The 21,472-nt window shown below is 53.0% G+C and carries 17 protein-coding genes and 1 riboswitch; of the genes, 5 read left to right on the top strand and 12 right to left on the bottom strand.

Annotated elements, in window-relative coordinates; all coding sequences use genetic code 11:
- Positions 1–35: 35 nt before the first annotated feature.
- From IM299_RS09730 to IM299_RS09720, 3 genes are all read right to left on the bottom strand, one after another.
- A complete protein-coding gene (locus tag IM299_RS09730; protein ID WP_193357405.1) occupies positions 36–4,943 on the bottom strand; it encodes a YadA-like family protein in 4,908 nt (1,635 codons plus the stop codon).
- Positions 4,944–5,207: 264 nt separating this feature from the next.
- Positions 5,208–5,732, bottom strand: coding sequence for an OmpH family outer membrane protein (locus tag IM299_RS09725; protein WP_193357404.1), 525 nt, complete (start codon positions 5,730–5,732; stop codon positions 5,208–5,210).
- 97 nt (positions 5,733–5,829) lie between these two features.
- Positions 5,830–6,264 (bottom strand): winged helix-turn-helix domain-containing protein, encoded by a 435-nt coding sequence (locus IM299_RS09720; RefSeq protein ID WP_193357403.1) that lies wholly within the window; start codon positions 6,262–6,264, stop codon positions 5,830–5,832.
- Between the two features lie 720 nt (positions 6,265–6,984).
- On the opposite strand from IM299_RS09720, the gene IM299_RS09715 reads away from it, so the two are divergent.
- Together IM299_RS09715 and IM299_RS09710 are read left to right on the top strand one after the other, a co-directional pair.
- Positions 6,985–7,827: a helix-turn-helix domain-containing protein gene (locus IM299_RS09715; RefSeq protein WP_193357402.1), complete on the top strand. Its 843-nt coding sequence runs from the start codon at positions 6,985–6,987 to the stop codon at positions 7,825–7,827.
- Positions 7,805–8,296: a hypothetical protein gene (locus tag IM299_RS09710; RefSeq protein WP_193357401.1), complete on the top strand. Its 492-nt coding sequence runs from the start codon at positions 7,805–7,807 to the stop codon at positions 8,294–8,296. Before IM299_RS09715 ends, IM299_RS09710 begins: the two co-directional genes overlap by 23 nt.
- A 66-nt stretch (positions 8,297–8,362) precedes the next feature.
- Here IM299_RS09710 and IM299_RS09705 read toward each other — a convergent pair whose 3' ends face one another.
- Positions 8,363–8,722 carry a helix-turn-helix domain-containing protein gene (locus IM299_RS09705; protein ID WP_193357400.1) on the bottom strand — a complete coding sequence of 120 codons (360 nt, stop codon included), beginning with the start codon at positions 8,720–8,722 and terminating at the stop codon, positions 8,363–8,365.
- A gap of 100 nt (positions 8,723–8,822) precedes the next feature.
- Here IM299_RS09705 and IM299_RS09700 point away from each other — a divergent pair, with 100 nt between their 5' ends.
- Entirely contained in the window at positions 8,823–9,572 is a 750-nt protein-coding gene (locus tag IM299_RS09700) for an SDR family oxidoreductase (protein WP_028012645.1), read from the top strand.
- Between the two features lies 1 nt (position 9,573).
- On the opposite strand, the gene IM299_RS09695 is transcribed toward IM299_RS09700, so the two are convergent.
- Positions 9,574–10,077, bottom strand: coding sequence for a DedA family protein (locus tag IM299_RS09695; protein WP_188245800.1), 504 nt, complete (start codon positions 10,075–10,077; stop codon positions 9,574–9,576).
- Between the two features lie 154 nt (positions 10,078–10,231).
- A riboswitch (M-box (ykoK) riboswitch) is annotated at positions 10,232–10,401 on the top strand.
- A 60-nt stretch (positions 10,402–10,461) separates the two neighbouring features.
- Between IM299_RS09695 and IM299_RS09690 the strand changes: the two genes are divergently transcribed.
- Positions 10,462–11,463 carry a magnesium transporter gene (locus IM299_RS09690; RefSeq protein ID WP_193357399.1) on the top strand — a complete coding sequence of 334 codons (1,002 nt, stop codon included), beginning with the start codon at positions 10,462–10,464 and terminating at the stop codon, positions 11,461–11,463.
- 42 nt (positions 11,464–11,505) lie between these two features.
- Here the strand turns inward: IM299_RS09690 and IM299_RS09685 are convergent, their stop codons facing one another.
- Positions 11,506–12,582, bottom strand: coding sequence for a LacI family DNA-binding transcriptional regulator (locus IM299_RS09685; protein ID WP_193357398.1), 1,077 nt, complete (start codon positions 12,580–12,582; stop codon positions 11,506–11,508).
- Between the two features lie 269 nt (positions 12,583–12,851).
- Here IM299_RS09685 and IM299_RS09680 point away from each other — a divergent pair, with 269 nt between their 5' ends.
- The gene (locus IM299_RS09680) at positions 12,852–14,117 is read left to right on the top strand and encodes a maltoporin (protein WP_193357397.1); all 1,266 of its coding nucleotides are present in this window, start codon (positions 12,852–12,854) and stop codon (positions 14,115–14,117) included.
- 104 nt (positions 14,118–14,221) lie between these two features.
- Here the strand turns inward: IM299_RS09680 and IM299_RS09675 are convergent, their stop codons facing one another.
- The 6 genes from IM299_RS09675 to IM299_RS09650 form a co-directional block, all read right to left on the bottom strand.
- Positions 14,222–14,464 carry a PTS transporter subunit EIIB gene (locus tag IM299_RS09675; protein ID WP_072250618.1) on the bottom strand — a complete coding sequence of 81 codons (243 nt, stop codon included), beginning with the start codon at positions 14,462–14,464 and terminating at the stop codon, positions 14,222–14,224.
- 131 nt (positions 14,465–14,595) lie between these two features.
- The gene (locus IM299_RS09670; RefSeq protein ID WP_193357396.1) at positions 14,596–16,653 is read right to left on the bottom strand and encodes a beta-galactosidase; all 2,058 of its coding nucleotides are present in this window, start codon (positions 16,651–16,653) and stop codon (positions 14,596–14,598) included.
- Positions 16,654–16,682: 29 nt separating this feature from the next.
- A complete protein-coding gene (locus IM299_RS09665) occupies positions 16,683–17,885 on the bottom strand; it encodes an arabinogalactan endo-beta-1,4-galactanase (protein ID WP_193357395.1) in 1,203 nt (400 codons plus the stop codon).
- 2 nt (positions 17,886–17,887) lie between these two features.
- On the bottom strand, positions 17,888–18,739 hold the full coding sequence (locus IM299_RS09660; protein ID WP_042715482.1) for a sugar ABC transporter permease: 852 nt from the start codon (positions 18,737–18,739) through the stop codon (positions 17,888–17,890).
- An 11-nt stretch (positions 18,740–18,750) separates the two neighbouring features.
- A complete protein-coding gene (locus IM299_RS09655) occupies positions 18,751–20,055 on the bottom strand; it encodes a carbohydrate ABC transporter permease (RefSeq protein WP_041910572.1) in 1,305 nt (434 codons plus the stop codon).
- A 57-nt stretch (positions 20,056–20,112) separates the two neighbouring features.
- On the bottom strand, positions 20,113–21,327 hold the full coding sequence (locus IM299_RS09650) for an extracellular solute-binding protein (RefSeq protein ID WP_041910573.1): 1,215 nt from the start codon (positions 21,325–21,327) through the stop codon (positions 20,113–20,115).
- Between the last annotated feature and the right edge of the window lie 145 nt (positions 21,328–21,472).

Here is a 21,472-nt window from a genome sequence, read left to right as displayed (position 1 = left end):
TTTTATACTCCCCGCCCGGAGGCGGGGAAATATAATTACCACTGATAGCCTACGCCGATAGCCGCGCCAAAATCACCCTGACTATTTGTCGAGCCAGACAATTTTGTTACCCATTTGCCGTTATCAGAAATCGTGGAAACACCTAAGGCAATGGCAGACTGCCCCTGATAGGTACCCCCCGCCATACCGACCATGCTGGCGCCAGGAGAATAAGGCTGAGGCAGACCAGACATCGCCATCGCGCCTGCAATACCCGCGCTTAATTTATCCTTCTGGTCGTTCACCATATTTTTTAAGGCTTTGAACTGGTTGTTCGTATACTGGTTAGCATTCGCTTCCGTCTGCTTAAGCTGGCCTACGTTTACGGCATCCGTCAGTTCAGTACCAGCGGCAACGTTCGTGATTTGACGTTCCCCCCCGGCAACCCCTACGGATACCGTATTCATGCGATCGGCAACCGAGTTTGCGCCCAGGGCCACTGAGTTGGTGGCCGTAGCGGAAGAACCGTTACCCAGTGCAACGCTATTTTCCGCCGTCGAAGATGCGAGCGTACCGATTGCCATGCTATTGCTTCCCGACGCTTTCGAGCCCGCCCCCCCTGCGACGGCGTTATTCCCTTTAACCACTGGCTTGGCATAGTTATCGGTATTATTCACCTGGAACATCCCTTCCGTTCCGTTGGAAATATTATTCACCGTGTTGCCGATGTTGGAGACATCGCCACTGACTTCTTTCAGCTGCGCAACGTTTACCGCGTCGGTATCTTCGGTACCTGCGGCGACATTGGTAATCTGACGTTCATTATCTTTAGCACCTACAGAAACAGTATTTTCACGATCGGCAACGGATCCCGCACCGAGGGCGACGGAGTTGTTGGCCGTCACGCTGGCGTTTTCACCTATCGCCACGCTTCCTTCACCTGCAGCATTCGCGTTGTGGCCATTAGCAATCGCCCCACTTCCCGTTGCGTGGGCGCCATTACCCGTCGCCACTGAATTATCACCCGATGCCAGGGTTCCTTGTCCCAACGCCACGGCATCAGCGCCGGTCGCCATCGCTTCTGTTCCCGTAGAGTTCACTTTCAGGTAGCGCATCGTCGGTACAATACTGCCGTAGACAACGTCCTCTACATCAATCAGACGGTTATCAATATTTTCCACCTTGACATTGGTCGCATAAAGCTGGGAGCCATTAACGGCATCGGTACTGGTTGCAGACAATTCGCCTTCAGCCACGTTAGTGATCTTATTGATCACCGTGCCGCCGTGGCTGGCGCTAAACGCATTAAGTGCGGGATCCCACAACAACGCATCGTTTTGCAGACCCTGGACATCACCATAAATGTTCTCAATTGCGCTGTTCGTTGCAAAAAGCTGCGAACCGTTCACGGCATCAGTGCTGAGGGCTGACAGACGTCCAGCAGCGACGTTGGTGATGGTGCGTTCGCTGCCCAGATCGCCAATACTGAGCGTGCTTTTCGGATCTATACCGGCAAAATAGTACTCAGTCCCCGCCAGAGTTGTTTTTTCCGTTTTAGCAGCCTTCGCCGTCTTTGAGCCGGCTCCCAACGCAATATCATTATCGTAGTTAGCAACGGCGCCCATACCGATGGCAACGGAGTCATCACCTATGGCGCTGGAATCTTTCCCGGTCGAGTTAGCATGGAAGTACTTCGTACCCGTGTCGTAAATATTCGTCACTCTGTTATCAACATTGGCAATATCCTGCGCATTTTGCGTGATATTGTTAGTGTTCGTTGTGACCTGGTCATTTGTGGCCTTGAGCTGAGAACCATTGACCGCATCCGTACTGCTATCCGTCAGGTCACCGGCCATGACGTTGGTGATCTTGTTGACCGCAGTAGTGCCGTGGCTGGCGCTGTACGCATTCAGGGTCGGGTCCCACAGCAGCGCATCGTTCTGTAGGCCGCTTACATTGTTGTACAGCGTATTCACCGCTGAATTAGTGGCGTGCAGCTGGGAGCCATTCACGGCATCAGTACTTTTATCAGACAGACGTCCGGCAGCCACATTAGTAATGGTGCGTTCGCTGTCCAGATCGCCAATACTGAGCGTGCTTTTCGGATCTATACCGGCAAAATAGTACTCAGTCCCCGCCAGAGTTGTTTTTTCCGTTTTAGCAGCCTTCGCCGTCTTTGAGCCGGCTCCCAATGCAATATCATTATCGTAGTTAGCAACGGCGCCCATACCGATGGCAACGGAATCATCACCTAAGGCACTTGAGTCAGTGCCATTAGAATTAGCATGGAAATACTTCGTTCCCGTCTCGTAGACATTCGTCACTCTGTTATCAACATTGGCAATATCCTGCGCATTTTGCGTGATATTGTTGGTGTTCGTTGTGACCTGGTCATTTGTGGCCTTGAGCTGAGAACCATTGACCGCATCCGTACTGCTATCCGTCAGGTCGCCGGCCATGACGTTGGTGATCTTGTTGACCGCAGTAGTGCCGTGGCTGGCGCTGTACGCATTCAGGGTCGGATCCCACAGCAACGCATCGTCCTGTAGGCCGCTTACATTGTTGTACAGCGTATTCACCGCTGAATTAGTGGCGTGCAGCTGGGAGCCATTCACAGCGTCAGTACTTTTATCAGACAGACGTCCGGCAGCCACATTAGTAATGGTGCGTTCGCTGTCCAGATCGCCAATACTGAGCGTGCTTTTCGGATCTATACCGGCAAAATAGTACTCAGTCCCCGCCAGAGTTGTTTTTTCCGTTTTAGCAGCCTTTGCCGTCTTTGAGCCGGCTCCCAACGCAATATCATTATCGTTGTTAGCAACGGCGCCCATGCCAATGGCAACGGAATCATCACCTAAGGCGCTTGAGTCAGTGCCATTAGATTTAGCATGGAAATACTTCGTTCCCGTCTCGAAAATATTCGTTACTTTGTTACCCAGGTTAGTAATGTTGGACGTATTAGTTGCTACATTTTGATTCGTCGCATAAAGCTGGGAACCATTGACCCCTTCAGTACTATTACTGTTCAGTGCGGCAGCGGCAACGTTAGTAATCTTCTTACTGCCAGCGCTAATTCCAGACGTTGTGACAGTCGGCCCGTTGGTAATAGTCAGACCCGTATTGTCCAGCTTGGTATTACCTGCAGTTCCGCCGATCGTTGCGGAGGTAAAGACCGGATTATCTGCCATCTGTATAATCAGATTACCCGTCTGGTTATCAACGGTCGTACTGATATTTGCGGCAGAGAATGACCCCGCCGTTGACGCACCGCCAACAATGTTCACCGTATCGCCCAGTTTTTTTGCCACCGAACCGGTATTACCTTTGAATGTTAACGGCGTATCTGCGAGCGTGGAGATCGCCTGGGTATTTTTTGTGATATTAGTCGTATTCGTCGCCACGTTCTGATTTGTTGTGAACAGCTGGGACCCATTCACTGCATCGGTACTGGAACTGTTAAGCGCCCCTGCAGCCACATTGGTTATTTTATTTGTGGTCGCAGTACCATGCGTAGCGCTGTAGGCATTTTTACTGGCATCCCAGAGCAGGGCGTCGTCAGCCAGGGCGTTAACGTCACCATACAGGGTGTTGAGCGCCGTGTTGGTGGCGTAAAGCTGTGAGCCGTTTACACCGTCAGTACTCGCTGCAGTCAATTGACCGGCAGCGAGATTGGTCAGCGTTCTCTTTATTTCACCGCTTCCACTGGTTCCGGCTGTACCAATGCTCACCGTACTGTCGGGGTTCGTCCCCGCAAAAGAATAGCTCTTACCGCCCAGCGTGACGCTGGCGGTTTTATTTGCAGCACTCGTTACAGACCCGGCTCCTAAAGCCACGGAATTGGCATTACCTACACTGGTATTGTTGCCCAGCGCCAGACCGTTGGTAGCGGTTACTTTGCCGTTATTCCCGAGCAGTACTCCACTGGCAGCTGAGACGCTACCGCTGTTTCCGAGGATCAATCCGTTAGACGCCGTAACTGCGCCATTATTACCGAGGATAATACCGCCGCTGGCATTCGTAAGCTCACTCAGTTCGCCAACAGCAATACCTTTCGCGGAGTTGGATACCTTACTGGAGTTCGCTTTTTGCGTTGCTACATCGAAAGTCCCGCCGCCGATAACAATTGCGCTGTCTGAATTTTCAACCGTTGCGTGTTGACCTATCACAACACTCTTGGCGGAATTATTCACTACCCCCTGACCAGAAAAAACGTAGGCGTTATGCGAATTTGTAACAGTATTCTGGAACCCCATCACAAGGCTACCGCCGTCTGTAGGCCCACCATGTAAAGAAGAGTCGCTAATTTTATTCCATGAGCCAAACGTCATGCTCCTGCCCGGGGCATCAATGGTATTTTCATTACCTACTGCGAGCATATTTGAATTGTAATTATCTGCCGTTGAGGATACGGTATTTAAAAGTTGGTTATGGTAGCCAATAGAAACACCCGCATCCGTTAATACGCTTGAAGCACCCGCTCCAATTACAACGCTCTTGGTACCTCTGGCTGTAGAATTATATCCGATGGCAACAGACTCTTGTCCCAGAGCTTGCGCATTATCACCAAATGCAATTGTACGCGTGTTACCGGCCAGAGCATTTAATCCAAGTGCTACAGATAAATTTGAAGAGCGTGCACCGGTACCAATAGCGATGCTCGCATTTCCATCGGCTGTATTTGAGAGTACACAATTTCCAGCAGTTACTGTAGTCCCCCCATTATCTTGAGTGCCATTTGTGCAATATGCTCCTCCGGATTGCACAAATGCCTGAGCCTGAGGCACAAACAGCAGCCCCTGCAATGCAGCCAGTACAATATATAATTTCTTAAGACGGAATACAGCGTGCCCTTTTTCCTTAACGGCACCCACAACGCTGCTTTTACCATGAGAGGGAGAAAGTTCACTAACCGGTATTAACATTTGACGAGAACTATCCCAGACGAGTCTATATATTTTATTCATAGCTTATTCTCGATTAAAAAAATCCCTGAGGGCAGAGAAATATCCCTGCCATGCGTTAGTACAGATAAATACAAACTCACAACACATGCGTGCAGATGCGTAATGCCAGGCATTGCATCGCTCATACAACAGTGCTGTCAGACCGAATACCGCTAATATTGGTGGCAAAATAATTAACTTTATTACGTTCGTTATACTCCGCGTTAAATACCCTGAAACACGCCAACAACGGGTTGGCGCGGCCCTGTTCATCAGTAGCAGGAATTACTCCTCCTCAGAGCGAGTGACTTTAATTTCAGGCAATGGTCCAAAATTGACTTCGGTAACAGTTAACGCCGCAATAACCTGATCGGTAATATCCAGGCTTTGATCGTTGGTTAGCACCAGCGAACTGTCTACCGCCAACGGATAACCCCTGGCAGTGATAACGTTTTTAACAGCCTTGTTAATTTCAAGCATCGTCGCCTGCCGGGCCAGCTGACGGTTTTTTTCAATGACCTGACGCAAAATCTGCTGATCGACCATTTTTGTCTCTTTGGCTTCGTCAGCCGACAGCGTGGCGTAGAGGCTTTCAGCCTCCTGCTCAGAATTACGCACCGAATCGAGTACCGCATTCATTCGCGCCTGTTCCTGTTCACTCAGTGAGGAGGACGCAAGCACCCTGTCGGTATCAACAATCACGAACGTCGGTTTTTTGAAGTTTACAAAACACCAGCCTGTCATCAGGCCGATGATAACCAGGGTTAAAATATAGATCTTAATAAATCCGAAATTGTATTTTTTCATCATTCACACTCTTGAAATATTCGCCTTCGCATCAGCCAGGCATGCTAACCCCTCACCTTGTACGATTAACCGCAAGGGTGATAACTTCATGCAGAAGACGCTAATTTATTGAAGATTTCAGTAATAACGATTTTTTATTATCACTCACCATACTGCTTTGCCAGATAAAGGATGCCCTGATGTAAACAGGTTCCATAATTGCACGATTTGCAATATAGCCTTTACCTTCTACGCGGGTGATAAAATTTGGTTCAACCCCCAGATTCGTCAGTTTTTTCTTTAATTCGTTCATGACTTGCCATAAACGTGGAGTGGATGCTTTAAGGCCATACCCCTCCCAGACATTGCGCATGATCTCGTCATCAGGTATGAGACCCGTATTTGCTTTCTCCAGGATAAAATCCAGCAAATGAAACATCGTCCTTCTCAAACGAACGGGTTTTGAAACAATGTTTAAAGGTATCAACAGGGACTGCTCTTTCATGAAGAACACCCCTTCAGAATCGCTCCCCAGTAAATAACCTAATCGTTTCATTGTGCTGCACCTCCACTAAACCGCTGGAAAATTACAGTGTTCATTCCGTTTTAATAAAACCTTTAGATTCTATGCGGCTAATATAGATCCGGGAGAATCAAAACATCAATTTATGTAAACCATAAGTCTAAATGCGAAAATAAAAAGCACGAACCAGCACATAACACCACTTAAAAACAAAAATTCAGAATATTATACCAATAAGCGGCTTTTGATTAAATTCATTCCAGTTAAACCTCCAGTTATAATCATGAAGTTCTATCTCCTTTATTCATCTCAAAAAAAGAAGATTGTTTTATACTAACGTCGGCTATTAACATGCATAACAGCTCCACATCCCACAGTTTATTAACAAGGTTTTTCCCCCTCCTCTTTAGATCGGTTGCCACGGTTTGAATCAATAAATACGAAGCCACATTGATAATGTCGATATTCCTTTGCTGGATGGGGCTAACGCATCCCACCAGTCCCGCTAGTGCCTCGCGTTCAATCACTTCTGCGACCTAGCCTAACAACGCCAGATGCCATAAAGCCACATGTATCGTCAGTTGATTCATTTACAAATAAATAATCCATTAAAACGGTTTTTTACAAAAATTAACTCTGGTAGAAGGGGGCATATTCAGATTGTGCTAAACTGCCGCAATCTTGCATTTGACGATTTTATAAACAGATAAAGCATTTTTTTAACCACCCTTAACGGGCAAACAGGACGCTGGAATGGTTTTCTGGATTGATTCGACGGTACGATTTCGCCCGGAGGATGGGTGTTTGTGGTCTTACGAAGACGAGAGTTCAGCTATCGTCCTGACCCTGACCATGAAGCGCCTCCTCACGCTGCTGCTGGAAATGCGAGGTCACACGCTGACCCGGGACAAACTGCTGGAGTGCGTTTGGGATGCAAACGGCCTTCGCTCTTCAGGCCATACGCTGAATAAATATATATCTGAGTTAAGAAAGCACTTAACACTGTTAGGAATGAGGCGAGAATGCATTGTAACCATACCCCGAGTAGGGTTTATGTTTAATGCAGATATTGATGTACAGTTTCAACTGAGTGAGACGAGCAAGGCAGCCGCACAAATACCCGTGCTCTCTTCGGAAAAGCAAGACAACGCCGGGAAGAGTGAATCCGGATTTGCAGACAAGGTAAGCAACTTCGCGCGTTATTCCTCCCTAAACTATTTGATCTTCATCTTGTCGATCGCCGCTATGGGCGTTTTATTAACCGCTTGTGGCTATCTGCTCTCGCAGTCCGTTGTGACCAACAGAGAAGATATTCCGCGCTATTTCTTGTTTAACTATCAAAGTTGCCCTGTCTATACCGTGCAAAAAAACTCAGTGGCCCTTTCTGAAAAGAAAAAGAAGCTTTTCCTTGAACTTGCCGCGAAAGAAAACATGCTATGCCTGAGCGGCACCTCTTTTCTTTATCAGGCTTCAGAGTCTTATATTTTTGGAAAAAAAGGACGAGCGTTCATCAGCAGCTGCACTTCTGATGAAAATAACTATCTCTCGTGCCTCAACTTCTACTGGTCCGGGCATGAAAGTAATGATGAGATTTAAATACGCTTTTATAGCCGCCCTGACAGTCATATTCTTCGCTGGCTGCGGTGCGGTTCTTTATCACCACCAGACCTCTCCTGGCATAAGGGTTAACTGCTCTGCCTTAATCCAGTATGACCACCGGGAACCGGACTTTGCGTCTGTCGTTGAAGTTAATTTTCGCCTATTCAAAAATAATACGGGCAGAGCAACGCTGTCGGGCACGATCAACACTCCAGGAGAGAAGCAGACAATTTCCCGCAGCATTGCGTTTGCCTGGAACGCACTCTCTCCCGATGAAATTACCTTGCACAGTTTTGCCTATATAAAGAACATCAAAGACAGTGCAATGGATGAAATATTCAAAAAAAGCTTTTTATATGCTCCGAAAGGGGCCAGCAGACAACTGCGGCTCAGCCCGTTGAAAAACGCGTGGCTAATCGGCAACGTGCAGTCGCCTTTTGCTCTATGCATTAATAAAATGCGGTAACGATACCAGCCCTCAACGGGGCCGGTTCTTACGCTACATCACCGCCCCCACTCCAGAAACGCTGGCCTAACGCTTCAGCTGGTCGCCGTACTCGCTCATCCAGGCGGCCAGCGGCGAAAGTGCGTCCTGCAGGGTTAACCCCAGCTCGGTAATTTGATACTCCACGCGCGGGGGGATCTCCGGGTAGACCGTCCGCGTCACCAGCCCGCGCTGCTCAAACAGGCGGAGCTGCTTCGTCAGCTCTTTCTGCGTGATGGGGGCAGCGGCACGCAGCAGATCGCCAAAGCGTACGGGCGTGTTGAACACAATCAGGCGATAGAGAATGGGGATCGCCCACTTACCGGATATCAGGTTGACAAACTGCGTCATCGGGCAGGTATACGCCTCAGATTTTTTTTCGCAGCACACCTCCAGCATTTCTGCCATAGCACACCTCTTGCCTCGTTAGTATCCATTTGGTACCTGGTTTCCTTTCGATACTAACGTTTCTATAGTGCTTTCTCCAGTGACATTTCAGGAGAAGAACATGGGTCGTTTAACCGATAAATATACGCTGATTACCGGCGGTACCAGCGGCATTGGTCTTGCCACCGCGCAGGCGTTTATCGCCGAAGGGGCGCGCGTCGCCGTGACCGGACGCAACCCGGACACCCTCGCCGAAGCAGAGCGCATTCTGGGCGATAAGGCCTGGGTGATCCCAACCGACGCAGGCGATATCGCGTCGCAAAAAGCGCTGGCGGAAACTCTCGCCGCTCGCTGGCCACGCCTGGACGCGGTGTTTCTCAACGCTGGCGACGTGACGCACGCGCCGCTGGAAGCCTGGCAGGAGGATGCGTGGGACCGCCTGATGGGCATCAACCTGAAGGGACCGTTCTTTTTAATTCAGGCGCTGCTGCCGCTGCTGAATAACCCGTCGTCGGTGATCCTCTGCGGCTCCGTGAGCGCACGCATCGGCCTGCCCACCAGCAGCGTGTATGCCGCGAGCAAGGCCGCCCTCCTGTCGCTGGCGCGTACGCTGTCGGCGGAGCTGCTGCCGCGCGGGATCCGCGTCAACGGGTTGAGCCCCGGTCCGGTGGAAACGCCGGCATTTACGAAGACGGGCTTAAGCGAAGAGACGCTTAACGCGATGATGGCGGAGATCATCAAGCTGGTGCCGCTCGGCAGAATGGGCTCGACGACGGAGCTGGCAAAAGCCGCGCTCTATCTGGCGTCCGACGAGTCGAGCTACACGGTAGGAACGGAGCTGCTGGTGGACGGCGGAATGGGGAGTCTGTAACTCAAAAGGCGCTGATGCCGGTGACCGCGCCGACATACAGCGCCGCCCATGCACAGGCGGAAAGCAGGCTGACGGCGTAAACTTTGACGGCGTTCAGCCTGAGCATCCCTGCCGCCAGCGGCACGACATAACGCAACACCGCCAGAAAGCGCGACGTAAACAGTACGATGACACCGTTTTTTTGCAGCTGATGCTGAACCCGTAAAAACGTAGCGGCATGCTTCGCCGTAAAGCGCGCGACAAGCCGGGTGTGCCCCATCAGCTGGCCGATATGGTAGTTCAGCACCGATCCCGCCGTTGCCCCCAGCACCACGGCGAGCCACGCCAGCGCCAAGTGCATGCTCCCCTGGCTGACGCCGATGCCCGCCAGCAGCATCACCGAGGCGGGCGGCAGCACGGAGGAGATCAGCACCGTGGACTTGCTCAGCGCCATTACGAATAACAGCGCGAACAGATGTGCCGGATAAAGCGCAAAATGATTCAGCAGATTATCAAACCACGCCATTTTCCTTCCCCCGTTAATTAATCCTCCATTTAAAAGGAATAACCTTAAATAAACCCTCAACATTTTATCAATAAGATTTACCTAAACCTTTCTTAAACATTATTTAATTTCCTGAGCGATAAATTTAAACAGGCGTATTATTCCTCACGCTTTACAACGATCTCGTTATGGCGAAGCTCCTGTACAAATACACGTTATCGCTCTGGTGGGTTCGAGAGAACCGGCACAGGGTAAAACAGGCACTGTCGAATCAAGGCTTTGTCAGTATAACTTCCCTTGCGGGATACGGTGTACAGTGCTGAACCCAGGACGTGGGGATCTCCTTTCCGACATGCCCTGTCTTGCTCGCCCCTGAGAGATTTTATTATTCAAAGGGAATTCACTATGTCTTACGCTATTCACAACCACAACCTGGCATTCAATGACAGCGCGGTCGCGCAATATATGAATACCGATTTTATTGTCCTCGACGTTTCATTATGCGTGGCGCTGGCGCGCGAGCAATTCTTCGAAAAATTAAAAGACGATGATATTCCGTCGCATATTTTTATTAAAGACCATGGACGCCTGGCGGGCATGATTGCGGTACGCAAATTATTGCAGGTCACGGATACCGTGCAGCCAATTAAAAGCCTGATGATTTCACAGTTTTTGCAGGTCAAACCGGAAGATGAACGAGCCGATGTCGCCGGACTTCTGGCCCACGGCGAGGCGGACGTCGTGCCGGTGGTGACCCACGGCAAGCTCGTCGGCTGCCTGACCGAGCGCGAAATCGCCCATCTGCTGGAAGATGACGTCACCGAAGACGCCCAGCTTCAGGGGGCGACGCTGCCGCTGGAGAAGCCCTATCTGGAAACCAGCGCCTTAAGCCTGTGGAAGAAACGCTCCGTATGGCTGCTGCTGCTGTTTGTCGCGGAAGCCTACACCAGCTCGGTGATCCAGCATTTTGAAGAGGCGCTGGAGTCCGCCATCGCACTGGCGTTCTTTATTCCACTGCTGATCGGCACAGGCGGCAACAGCGGGACGCAGATCACCTCCACGCTGGTGCGCGCCATGGCGCTGGGGGAAGTGCGTCTGCGCGACGTTGGCCGCGTGCTGCGTAAAGAGATGACCACCTCGCTGATGATTGCCGCCACGCTCGGTATCGCCGGATGTATCCGCGCCTGGATGATGGGGATTGGGCTGGAAATCACGCTTATCGTCAGCCTGACGCTGGTATGCATTACGCTCTGGAGTGCGATTGTGTCGTCAGTGATCCCGATGGTGCTCAAGCGCTGCGGCATTGACCCGGCGGTCGTCTCCGCACCGTTTATCGCGACGCTTATCGACGGAACAGGGCTGATTATCTACTTCAAAATCGCCCAGTACACGTTGGGGCTGGAGTGATCCTGTGAGCACCTCATTCATTCGAATGAGGTGCTCACTCAGCTAACCATCGCCGAGCTGATGCGCGATCTCACGCAGCTGCTGGGCAAGCGCCTGCAGGTTTTTCCCCTTCTCCCCTTTTGGCCCGGTGGACTGCCGCACCACCAGACGGGCAGGTAAAATCGAGGACATACGCTGGGCATTATCTTCACCGCTGTCCAGTATGCGGCGTACCGCCTCTTTACCCTGCAGATCTAAATCCAGAGATACCGTCGTCAGCGCCGGGTAGAAGAACGCGCTTTCATAGGTGTCATCGTAGCCAATCACCGACTTTTCGCCCGGAATTGAAATCTGCTGCTGATGGAACGCGCTCAGCACGCCGAGCGCCATCTGGTCGTTAGCCACCAGCACGGCGGTAAATTGCCCCGCTTCACGCAGCATCTGCAAGGCACCGGCGTAACCGCTCTGAGCGTCCCAGTTTCCGCGGATCACCGCCGCAGGCTCCAGGCCGTAACCCTTGAGGGTTTCGAGCCAGCTTTTTAGCCTCAGCTGTGCCGATACGGAGGATGCCGGACCCGCCAGCAGGGCAATATCCCGATGCCCCAGTTCGTAAAGATATTTGACGCTGGCGCGGGTGCCATCCGCCGGGTTAAACGAAACGTTAAACACTGAACTGTACGGGTCTACATCAAGAAACAGGCAGACGATATCGTCGTTGTCGGTGGCGATTTTCTGCGCCGCTTCAGCCTCCAGCGGCACGTTGATGATCACCTTGCTCACCAGCTGGGATTTCAGCTCGTTGATAGAATCCTGAATACTGTGGTTGACGTTCTCATCAATCATGGAGATCAGAACCTGGTAGCCTTCCACATTGGCATAGCGTTTCACCGCCGCCGCAATCTGCGAAGGCGCGTGCAGCGCCAGCGAAATCGTCACCAGCCCAACGGTCTGGCTCTGCTTGCCCACCAGTTGCTGAGCCAGTCGGTTGGGTACATACCGCAATAACTCTATGGATTTCTCCACCTTGCTGCGCGTGGCGTCGGATACATTGGCAGATTTATTCAGTACCCTGGACACGGTCTGATAGGAGACGCCCGCATGGCGTGCCACGTCCTCTAACGTTGCGCTTTTCGACTTCATGGTCCGGTTCCTTATGTTGTTATGCGCTGATTGTAACAGGGGTGCTGAAAAAAAACGCTCACCACCCTCTCGCCGTGGGCATAACGCCATAAAAAAGTACGACGCTCACAATGCCATAATTTGTATCCAATCTCATTACTCGTCACAAAATTGTCTATTTTATTTGCTGTTAATCACACATTTAGGATCGCGTAATTGCCAGTTAACGGGTTTAGGCATTTTATGACAGCGGATTTGTGAACGTATTACAAAACAATAAGAGGGTTACAATGAACACGACGATCCGCTCTGTATCTGTTGCGTTGGCTGCCGCACTGGCATCTTCTTCGCTGTTTGCAGCGTCTTCAGTACCGATTGATTTTCATGGATATCTTCGCTCCGGCGTGGGCGTCTCACGGGATGGTGGGATGGAGGAGTGGCAAAAGAACAAAATTGGCCGTCTGGGTAACGAGGCCGATACCTACGGCGAACTGGAGCTGGGCTCCGAGGTGTACAAAAAAAACGACGTCAGTTTCTATCTCGACAGCATGGTGAGCATGGTCTCAGACGGCTCCAACGACAATGAAACCACCTTAGATGACGATGCCCAGTTCGGCCTGCGCCAGCTTAACCTGCAGATCAAGGGGCTGATCCCCGGGGATCCCAATGCGGTGATTTGGGGCGGTAAGCGCTACTACCAGCGCCATGACCTGCACATCATTGATACCAAATACTGGAATATTTCCGGCTCCGGTGCGGGTATCGAGAACTACACGCTTGGCCCGGGCGCAGTCTCCGTTGCGTGGATCCGCGGCGATGCCAACAACGTGGACTACCGTGTGGATGGCGACAGCGACGTTAACATCAACTACATCGACCTTCGCTATGCGGGCTGGAAGCCGTGGGCGGGCGCGTGGACGGAAGTGGGCATTGATTACGCCATGCCAAACCCGACCAACAAGCAGAAAGAGTACGGCGGGCTGTACGAAGCCGATAACGGCGTGATGGTCACCGGTGAGATCAGCCAGGATATGTTTGGCGGCTTTAACAAGCTGGTGCTGCAGTACGCCAATAAAGGTCTGGCCCAGAACATGGTGTCTCAGGGTGGCGGCTGGTACGACATGTGGAACTACGTCAACGACGCCACCGGCTACCGCGTGATTAACACCGGCTTAATTCCGATTACCGACAAATTCTCCTTCAACCACGTGTTGACCTGGGGCTCGGCGGACGACACCACGCAGTACACGGACAAATCCCGCCTGGTGTCGCTGGTGGGCCGCGCGCAGTACCAGTTCACCGAATACGTGCGTTTGATTGGCGAAGTGGGCGGATTCTACCAGCAAGATACCTACACCGACGGCTCTAAGTACAAGCAGAGCGGCGAGAAGTACACCATCGCGCTGGGGCTGGCAGATGGACCTGATTTTATGTCGCGTCCTGAACTCCGCGTCTTTGCCTCTTACCTGAATGATTCCGAAAAAGGGCAATCCTTCGAAGATGGTACCGCGAATAATACCTGGAACTTTGGGGTACAGGTCGAAGCCTGGTGGTAAGTTTTCATTTTTAAAAAGCGTTAATCATTATTGTATCTCCAGCTATTTGCAGCCTATATCTCTGCTCAGGGATAGCCATTACGTTGGCTATCCCTTTTTTATATTTACTGATTAAAATGTTCGTCTAATAATTTCCGTAATGTATCAGACTGCCTGCCGAATATAGCGTGCACCTGCTGACCGATAATAATCACCCCCAGCGCCCCTTCATTCTGTAACGCCTGTGAATCGACCTTATTTAAATCTTTTACCGTCACGCGCAGGCGGGTAATACAGGCTTCGACGTGCTCGATATTATCGTCGCCGCCAAATGCCGGAATTAAACGCTGGGTAATTTGACTGTCCATAATACGCCTCTCTGTTATTCAGATAAAAAAATGCCCGCTCGTAGAGCAGGCGTTTTGTGCCTTGTTGCCGGGACGGTGCGGTCTGATGCCCTCACCCCAACCCTCTCCCACAGGGAGAGGGAGAAAATCAACTACGCTTTACGCCTGAGCACCCGGCAGTCCCAGGGGAGCAGCACGATATCGCCCGCAGCGGCGGCATCGTTCATGCAGTCGGTATAACCCTGCGGCAGCGTGATGAGCTGCTGCTGGGCCGTGTAGTTCTGCACAAACACCCAGGCGGTTTCGCCATCCGTACGCGCCGTCGCGACCACGCCCGGTGGGAACTCCCCCTCGACCGCGCGCGGCAGCGCCAGCTCGTCAATAATTCCGGCGAAGAAATCGCGCTGGAACGGCAGGTCGTTGCGCGAGGCCACGTGCCACGCCTTGCCTTTGCCGAAGCGGTTGACCGTCACCGCGGGGCGACCGGCGTAGAAATCATCCCGGTAGGTTGCCAGCGCCTGTGCGGATTCGGTGTGGATCAGCTCGCACAGATGCCTGACCTGATACGGCCCCTGCAGGCCCGCCGCATTGCCCGCCAGCCCCTGAACCAGGTTTCGCTCTCCGTCACCCAGGCAGTCAATCTCTTCCGCCCAAATGCCGAGGAGCTTGCGCAGCGGGCCCGGGAAACCGCCGAGGTGGCAGAGGTCGGTCTCATCCACTACCCCGCTCCAGTAGGTCGTCACCAGATGCCCGCCCGCGGCCACAAAGGCTTCTGCCCGCTCGGCGAAACCTTCGCGCACCATGTAGAGCATGGGGGCAATCACCAGCGCGTAGCGGCTCAGATCGCCGTCAGCGTCGATGACGTCAACCGCGATGCCCTTTTCCCAGAACGGACGATAGTGTTCGTTGACGGTTTTTTCGTACTCCATCCCCATGTTGCGCGGGCCTTCGGCATCGTCCAGCGCCCAGCGGTTTTGCTGGTCAAAGATAATGGCCACGCGCGCGTCGGTGCGGCACCCCACCACATCAGGCAGACGCGCCAGCATCTCCCCCAGACGCGTCACTTCGCGCCCGACGCGGGTATCAAGATGCCCCACGTGATCGATAACCGCCCCGTGGAATTTCTCCACCGACCCGCGGCTCTTACGCCACTGGAAGTACTGCACCGAATCCGCCCCGTGCGCCACCGCCTGAATCGACGAGAGAATGTGCATCCCCGGTTTTTTCAGCTTGCTGGTCGGCTGCCAGTTAGTGGTGCTCGGCGTGGACTCCATCAGCACAAAGGGTTTACCGCCCTTCAGGCTGCGCATCATGTCGTGGTACATGGCGGTATAGCAGGCCAGCTGCGTTTCGTCTTTCTCCCTGTGCCACATCGGGTAGCTGTCCCAGGAGATGAAGTCGATCGCTTTCGCCAGCTGCCAGTAGTCGTAATCGTAGAAATACTCCATAAAGTTGGTCGTCACCGGCAGTTCGGCATTGGCGGCCTTCAGCGGCGCCACCTCATGCCGGCAAAAATCGGTGACCTGCGCGGTATTGAAGCGGCGCCAGTCAAGATTCAGGCCGTGAATCGACACTTCCCCCTGCGGCGCGGGGGACTCAATCTGCGACCAGTCGGTGTAGGTATGGCTCCAGAAGGTGCTCCACCACGCATGGTTCAGCGCGTCGAGGGTTTTGTAGCGCGCCTTTAGCCAGTCGCGGAAGCGTTCCTGACACAGTCTACAGTGGCATTCGCCGCCGTACTCGTTGGAGATATGCCAGCCCAGCACCGCCGGATGATGCGAATAGCGCGCCGCCAGCAGGCTGTTAATGTTCATCGTCTTTTCGCGGTAGACCGGAGACGACATGCAGTGGTTATGACGCCCGCCGTGCAGCGCGGGGACGCGGTTGCGCCCGACGCGCAGCACTTCCGGATATTTTTGCGACATCCATGCCGGACGCGCGCCGCTCGGCGTAGCGAGAAATATATGAATGCCCGCCGCATAGAGTTTTTCAATAATGCTGTCCAGCCAGGCAAAATCATATTCTCCTTCATGCGGCTCGAGTTTCGCCCAGCTAAATATCCCCACCGACATGACATTACATTTCGCCTGCTGCATCATGGCAATATCTTTTTCAATAATACCGGGGTAATTCTCCCATTGCTCCGGGTTGTAGTCGGCGCCATGCAATAACGCCGCGACCTTTGGACTTAAAGGCGCAAATTTATTCATATTTAAAACGTCCTGAATGGAGATAAAAACTAGTTAAATACCGTTATTGACGGCAGCACTTTCCCCTGGCAATCAAATAACGCCTGATTCTCGCGGGCGTTACCCTCTTTCCACTCGTCATGGATATATTTCATGCCGGTTTTGGTGGCCCACGTGGTGCCCGGAACGGCTATCCAGGTCGGTTCCCAATAAAAGATGCCCTTGCCGCGACGGTCAGGCACATCAATAACGGACTGCATTAAATCGTGAATATAATCGTACTGACCCTGAACGGTGCCGGGATAGCCGCCGTCCTTTTCTTCTTTCGCCTGGAAGCTGTTCTCGGCGTTATCGCAGTTCTCCAGCGTATAGCCATAGGCCGCTTCCACCACAATCACGTCTTTGTTGTAGCGCCTGCTGATGTCATCCATATTGGACTTCAGCGCGCTAATCGGGCCGTTCCAGTAGGTATACATCGACAGGCCGATGATATCGAACGGCACGTTCCGCTTCGTAATTTCATCAAACCACCAGCGGAAGGTGTCATTTTTGGTGCCTTCGGCCAGATGCAGCATGATTTTCACCTGCTCGCCGCCGGTCAGGTTCTCTTTCATCCCGCCAATGGCGGCGTTAAGTAGACCGGCTAAGCGATCAAATTCGCCGCCACCCTGCCCCCAACTTTTTCCCTCTGGCCACAACATTCCGCCGTTGATTTCGTTACCTATCTGCACCATGTCGGGCAGCACGCCCTCTTTCTTAAAGCGGGCAATGGTGTCGCGAGTGTAGTCATGGATCGCCGTTTTCAGCTGCGGGTAGTCCATCTTCTCCCAGGCTTTTGGCTTGAACTGTTTGCCCGGGTCGGTCCAGAAATCGCTGTAGTGGAAATCGAGCAGCAGCTTCATGCCCTGCGCTTTCACGCGCTTCGCCAGCGCAATCGTATTTTCGAGATTATTACTGCCGCCGCCGTAGGTATTGCCGCTCGCATCCTGCGGGTCTACCCACAAGCGCAGGCGCACGGTGTTCACGCCGTTCGCTTTGAGGATCGCAATCGCGTCCTGCTGCTGGCCGCTCTGGTTATAAAATTTGGCACCATGCTGTTCCGCTTCCAGCAGCGTCGAAATGTCCGCCCCCTTAATAAAATCCGCCGGCATGGCGTTAAAAGGACGGGTTTTCACCCCGTCCGCAGCAAACGCGCTCGCGGCAAGGCCACATGAGAGGCAAACGGCAAGTAAAGCAGGTTTGAGACTTTTCATGATTATCCTTTGGTACTCCCGGAGGTCAGGCCGGAGACGAAGTATTTTTGCAGGGCCAGGTAGAGGATCGCGACCGGCACCGCAATCAATACCGCACCTGCCGCGTAGGTGGTGTAGCTGGCACCCATTTTTTGCGCCACCAGGTTATAGAGCCCGATGGGTAAGGTGTATTTGTCCGGGGTGCGAAGAATAGTGCTGGAGAGGATGAAATCCCCCAGCGGCCCGGTGAAGGAGAACAGCGCCACCACCGCTACAATCGGCTTCGAAAGCGGCATGATAATTTCGATGAAAATCCGGAAATTACTGGCCCCGTCCATGCGCGCGGATTCATCAAGATCTTTCGGGATGGCGTCGAGGTAGCCTTTCATCAGGTAGGTATTCATCGGGATCATGCCGCCCACGTAGATCAGCACCAGCGCCAGATGGCTGTTGATGAGGCCCAAAAGCTGCGACAGCACGAAGATGGCAATCAGCGCCGAGAACTGGGGGATCATCTGCAGGAGCAGGAACAGCATCAGCCCGTTCTGGCGTCCCTTAAAGCGAAATCGCGAAAAGGCATAGGCGGTAAAACTGACGCTGATTAAGGTCAGCACCATGGTCAGGAAGCTGATCTTCATCGAGTTCCAGTACCAGGTCATGTAGTTCACCTGGCCGTTAAACAGGTCGGCGTAGTGCTGCACCGAAAAGTTCTCAGGAATAATTGAGGAGCTGAGCAGGCTATTACCCGCGTTGAACGACGCGCCGACCGTCCACACCAGCGGGTAAATGATAATCGTCGACACCAGCACGATAACCAGCCAGGAGAGCGAGAGGCGTACCCACTTCTCACGTTTAATACTTTGTGATTGAGCCATTGTTACGTCCCTTACGCCATGTCGTCGTTTTTGAAAGATTTGGTGGCGCGGAACTGCCACAGCGCCAGGCCGACGACAAAGATCGACAGCAGGATAGTGATGGTCGCCGCAATCGCGTACTGTGACGACGACATGGTGAGCTTGTAGATCCACGACACCAGGATATCTGTCCCACCCGCATTGGACCCCACCACCGCTGGCCCGCCGTTGTTGAACAGGTAGATGATGTTGAAGTTATTGAAGTTGAAGGTGTATTGGGTAATCAGTATTGGCGCAATGGCGTAAAGCACCAGCGGCAGCGTGATGGTGCGCAGCTTGGTCGCACTGCTGGCCCCGTCCATCGTGGCGGCTTCGTACAGATCGTCCGGGATCGCCTGCAGCACGCCGGTAGTCATGGCAAAAACAAACGGGAAGCCGAGCCAGGTCTGCATCAGGATCAGCGCCGTTTTGGTCCAGAACGGATCCGTCATCCAGGCTTTTGGCGCAATGCCGAAGAAGGCCAGAATGGCGTTGTTTATCACACCGAAGGAGTCGTTGAACATTCCGGCAAACACCAGAATGGTGACAAAACCCGGCACCGCCCACGGCAGAATGAAGATGGTGCGGATAAGCGGCTTAAAGCGCAGGTCTTTCTGGTTCACCAGGATAGCCAGCAGCACGCCCACGGTACATTGCAGCGTGGTGGCGAGCAGCGTCCAGACCACCGTCCACTGCAGGACGTCAAAGAAGGTTGAGCGCCAGATGGAGAGCGTGAAGATATTGATGAAGTTCTTAAACCCAACCCAGTCCACCAGCTTAGCCGGCGGCGTGTGGTAAAGATTATAGTTAGTAAAGGCGATGGCAAAACCGAAGAGGATCGGGAAGACCACCACAAACACCAGCAGAATAAAGCCCGGCGTGATCATCAGATACGGAAAGCCGTCGCTCAGCAGCATCTGATACTGTTTACGCACGCTGTTTAGCGCCAGCCCTTCATCGCGTTTTCTGCCATTCACCCACGCATCGCGCATCGACAGGTAATACACCATCACGCCAAATGCGGCGATCAGTACGCTGATGATCCCTTCTGCCAGCAGGAAGATGGAGTTATCACGCGGCACTTCCTCCCCCAGCGTCACCAGCCCCCAAAGCCCTTCGCGCAGGAAATCGGCAAAAACGCCGATAAAACTGGCCAGCAGCACCAGGAAGATAACGCCCTTCAGCCACTGGCGATGATAGAACTGGCCGAAGCCGGGGATGACCGCCAGCAGCAGGCCGGTCCAGGCGTGACGCCCGGCCCCGTGCGGTCTGGCAAAATTTTCCGGGATGATACTCACAGACAACTCCTTTCAATAAAACGGGAGAGTGGCCTCCCGTTCTGCGACGTCAGAAAATTACTGGTTGCTGGCCTGCATGGCTTCGATTTGCATCTGGACCTGTTTCTCTGCGCTGTCCAGCGCGGCTTTGGGATCCTGTTTGCCGGTCAGGCTCAGCTCCAGCGCGGCGTTGGCCGGCCCCCAGACTTCGCCCATTTCAGGGATGCCCGGCATGGCGGTGGCTCGCGCGGCCTGTACCGCAACGGCACTCGCCTTCTCGTCGTTCTTGATAACCGGGTCGTCAATCATTGCGGTCAGCGGCGGGATCTCCCGCGTGGCCACGTAGCGGGTTTTCACGTACTGCGGCTGGTTGATGAATTCGATAAATTTCTGCGCCAGCGCTTTGTCCTTGCTCCAGGTGGAAACGACGTAGCCTTTCACGCCGAGGAAGGAGCTCATGGGCTTGCCGTCCGGCAGCGTGGGTAGCGGCGCCACGCCGTAGTTGATGCCTGCCGCTTCATACGGCTGGAACGCCCACGGGCCATTGATGACGGCTGCCGCTTTCTTCTCGGTAAACAGGGAGTCGATAGCGTTCAGGCCGTTGTCACCGACTATCCCGGCCGGGAAAATATCGTCAGCGTAGAATTTTTTCAGGTACGTCACGGCTTCTACCGCACCCGGCTTGTTCAGGCCGACGTCGCTGGCGTTATAGCCGCCTTTGCCGTTTTGACCGAAGATGTAGCCTCCCATCGGGGAGATTGCGCCCCAGCTGTAGTAAATCTGATCGAACTTGGCGAGCAGACCGTACTGGTTTTTTGCGCGCTGCTGTTTAGAAAAGTCATACCAGTCCTGCAGCGAGTTGAGCGGCTTGTCGATGAGATCTTTGTTGTAGATCAGCACCAGCGTCTCAACCGCTTTCGGCACACCGTAGAGGGCGTTATCCATTTTGAAGGCGTTAATCGAGGCCGGGGTGTACTGTTCGGTCTGCTTAGCCTCCAGATTCAGGGGGGTCAATAACCCTTGCACGACGGCGCCGCCCAGTTGATCGTTAGGGATGACCAGCACATCCGGGCCAATCCCTGCCGGGCCGTCCAGACGCAGTTTTTCGAGCTGCTGTGCGTAAGGGGTTTCCTGCACGTTGACCTTCACGTCGTACTGTTTTTCAAAGTCCGCGACCGCATCTTTAATACCGGACGACTTCTTGATGTCTTCCCAGACGTTAAGCTGCGCGGTGGCGTGAGCCTGTACCGCGAGCGTAGAGAGGATCAGAGCAGCGAGTATGTTCTTTTTCATTATCAACCTCATGTGAAGGTATAACAATTTTATGGTTGTTATGGCATCTGACGCCCTACAAACCCCGCGATATATCCCGATAAAACTGGCGTTGTACGTCTAACACCAAATGCCTTTGGTTGGTTATACGCTACCCTTCACATCA

It is taken from the genome of Enterobacter cloacae complex sp. P47BA (assembly GCF_014930485.1).
Taxonomy (GTDB): Bacteria; Pseudomonadota; Gammaproteobacteria; order Enterobacterales; family Enterobacteriaceae; genus Enterobacter; species Enterobacter bugandensis.
Note: the sequence above shows the minus strand (reverse complement) of the source record. Positions and strands in the feature narration are given on the sequence as shown.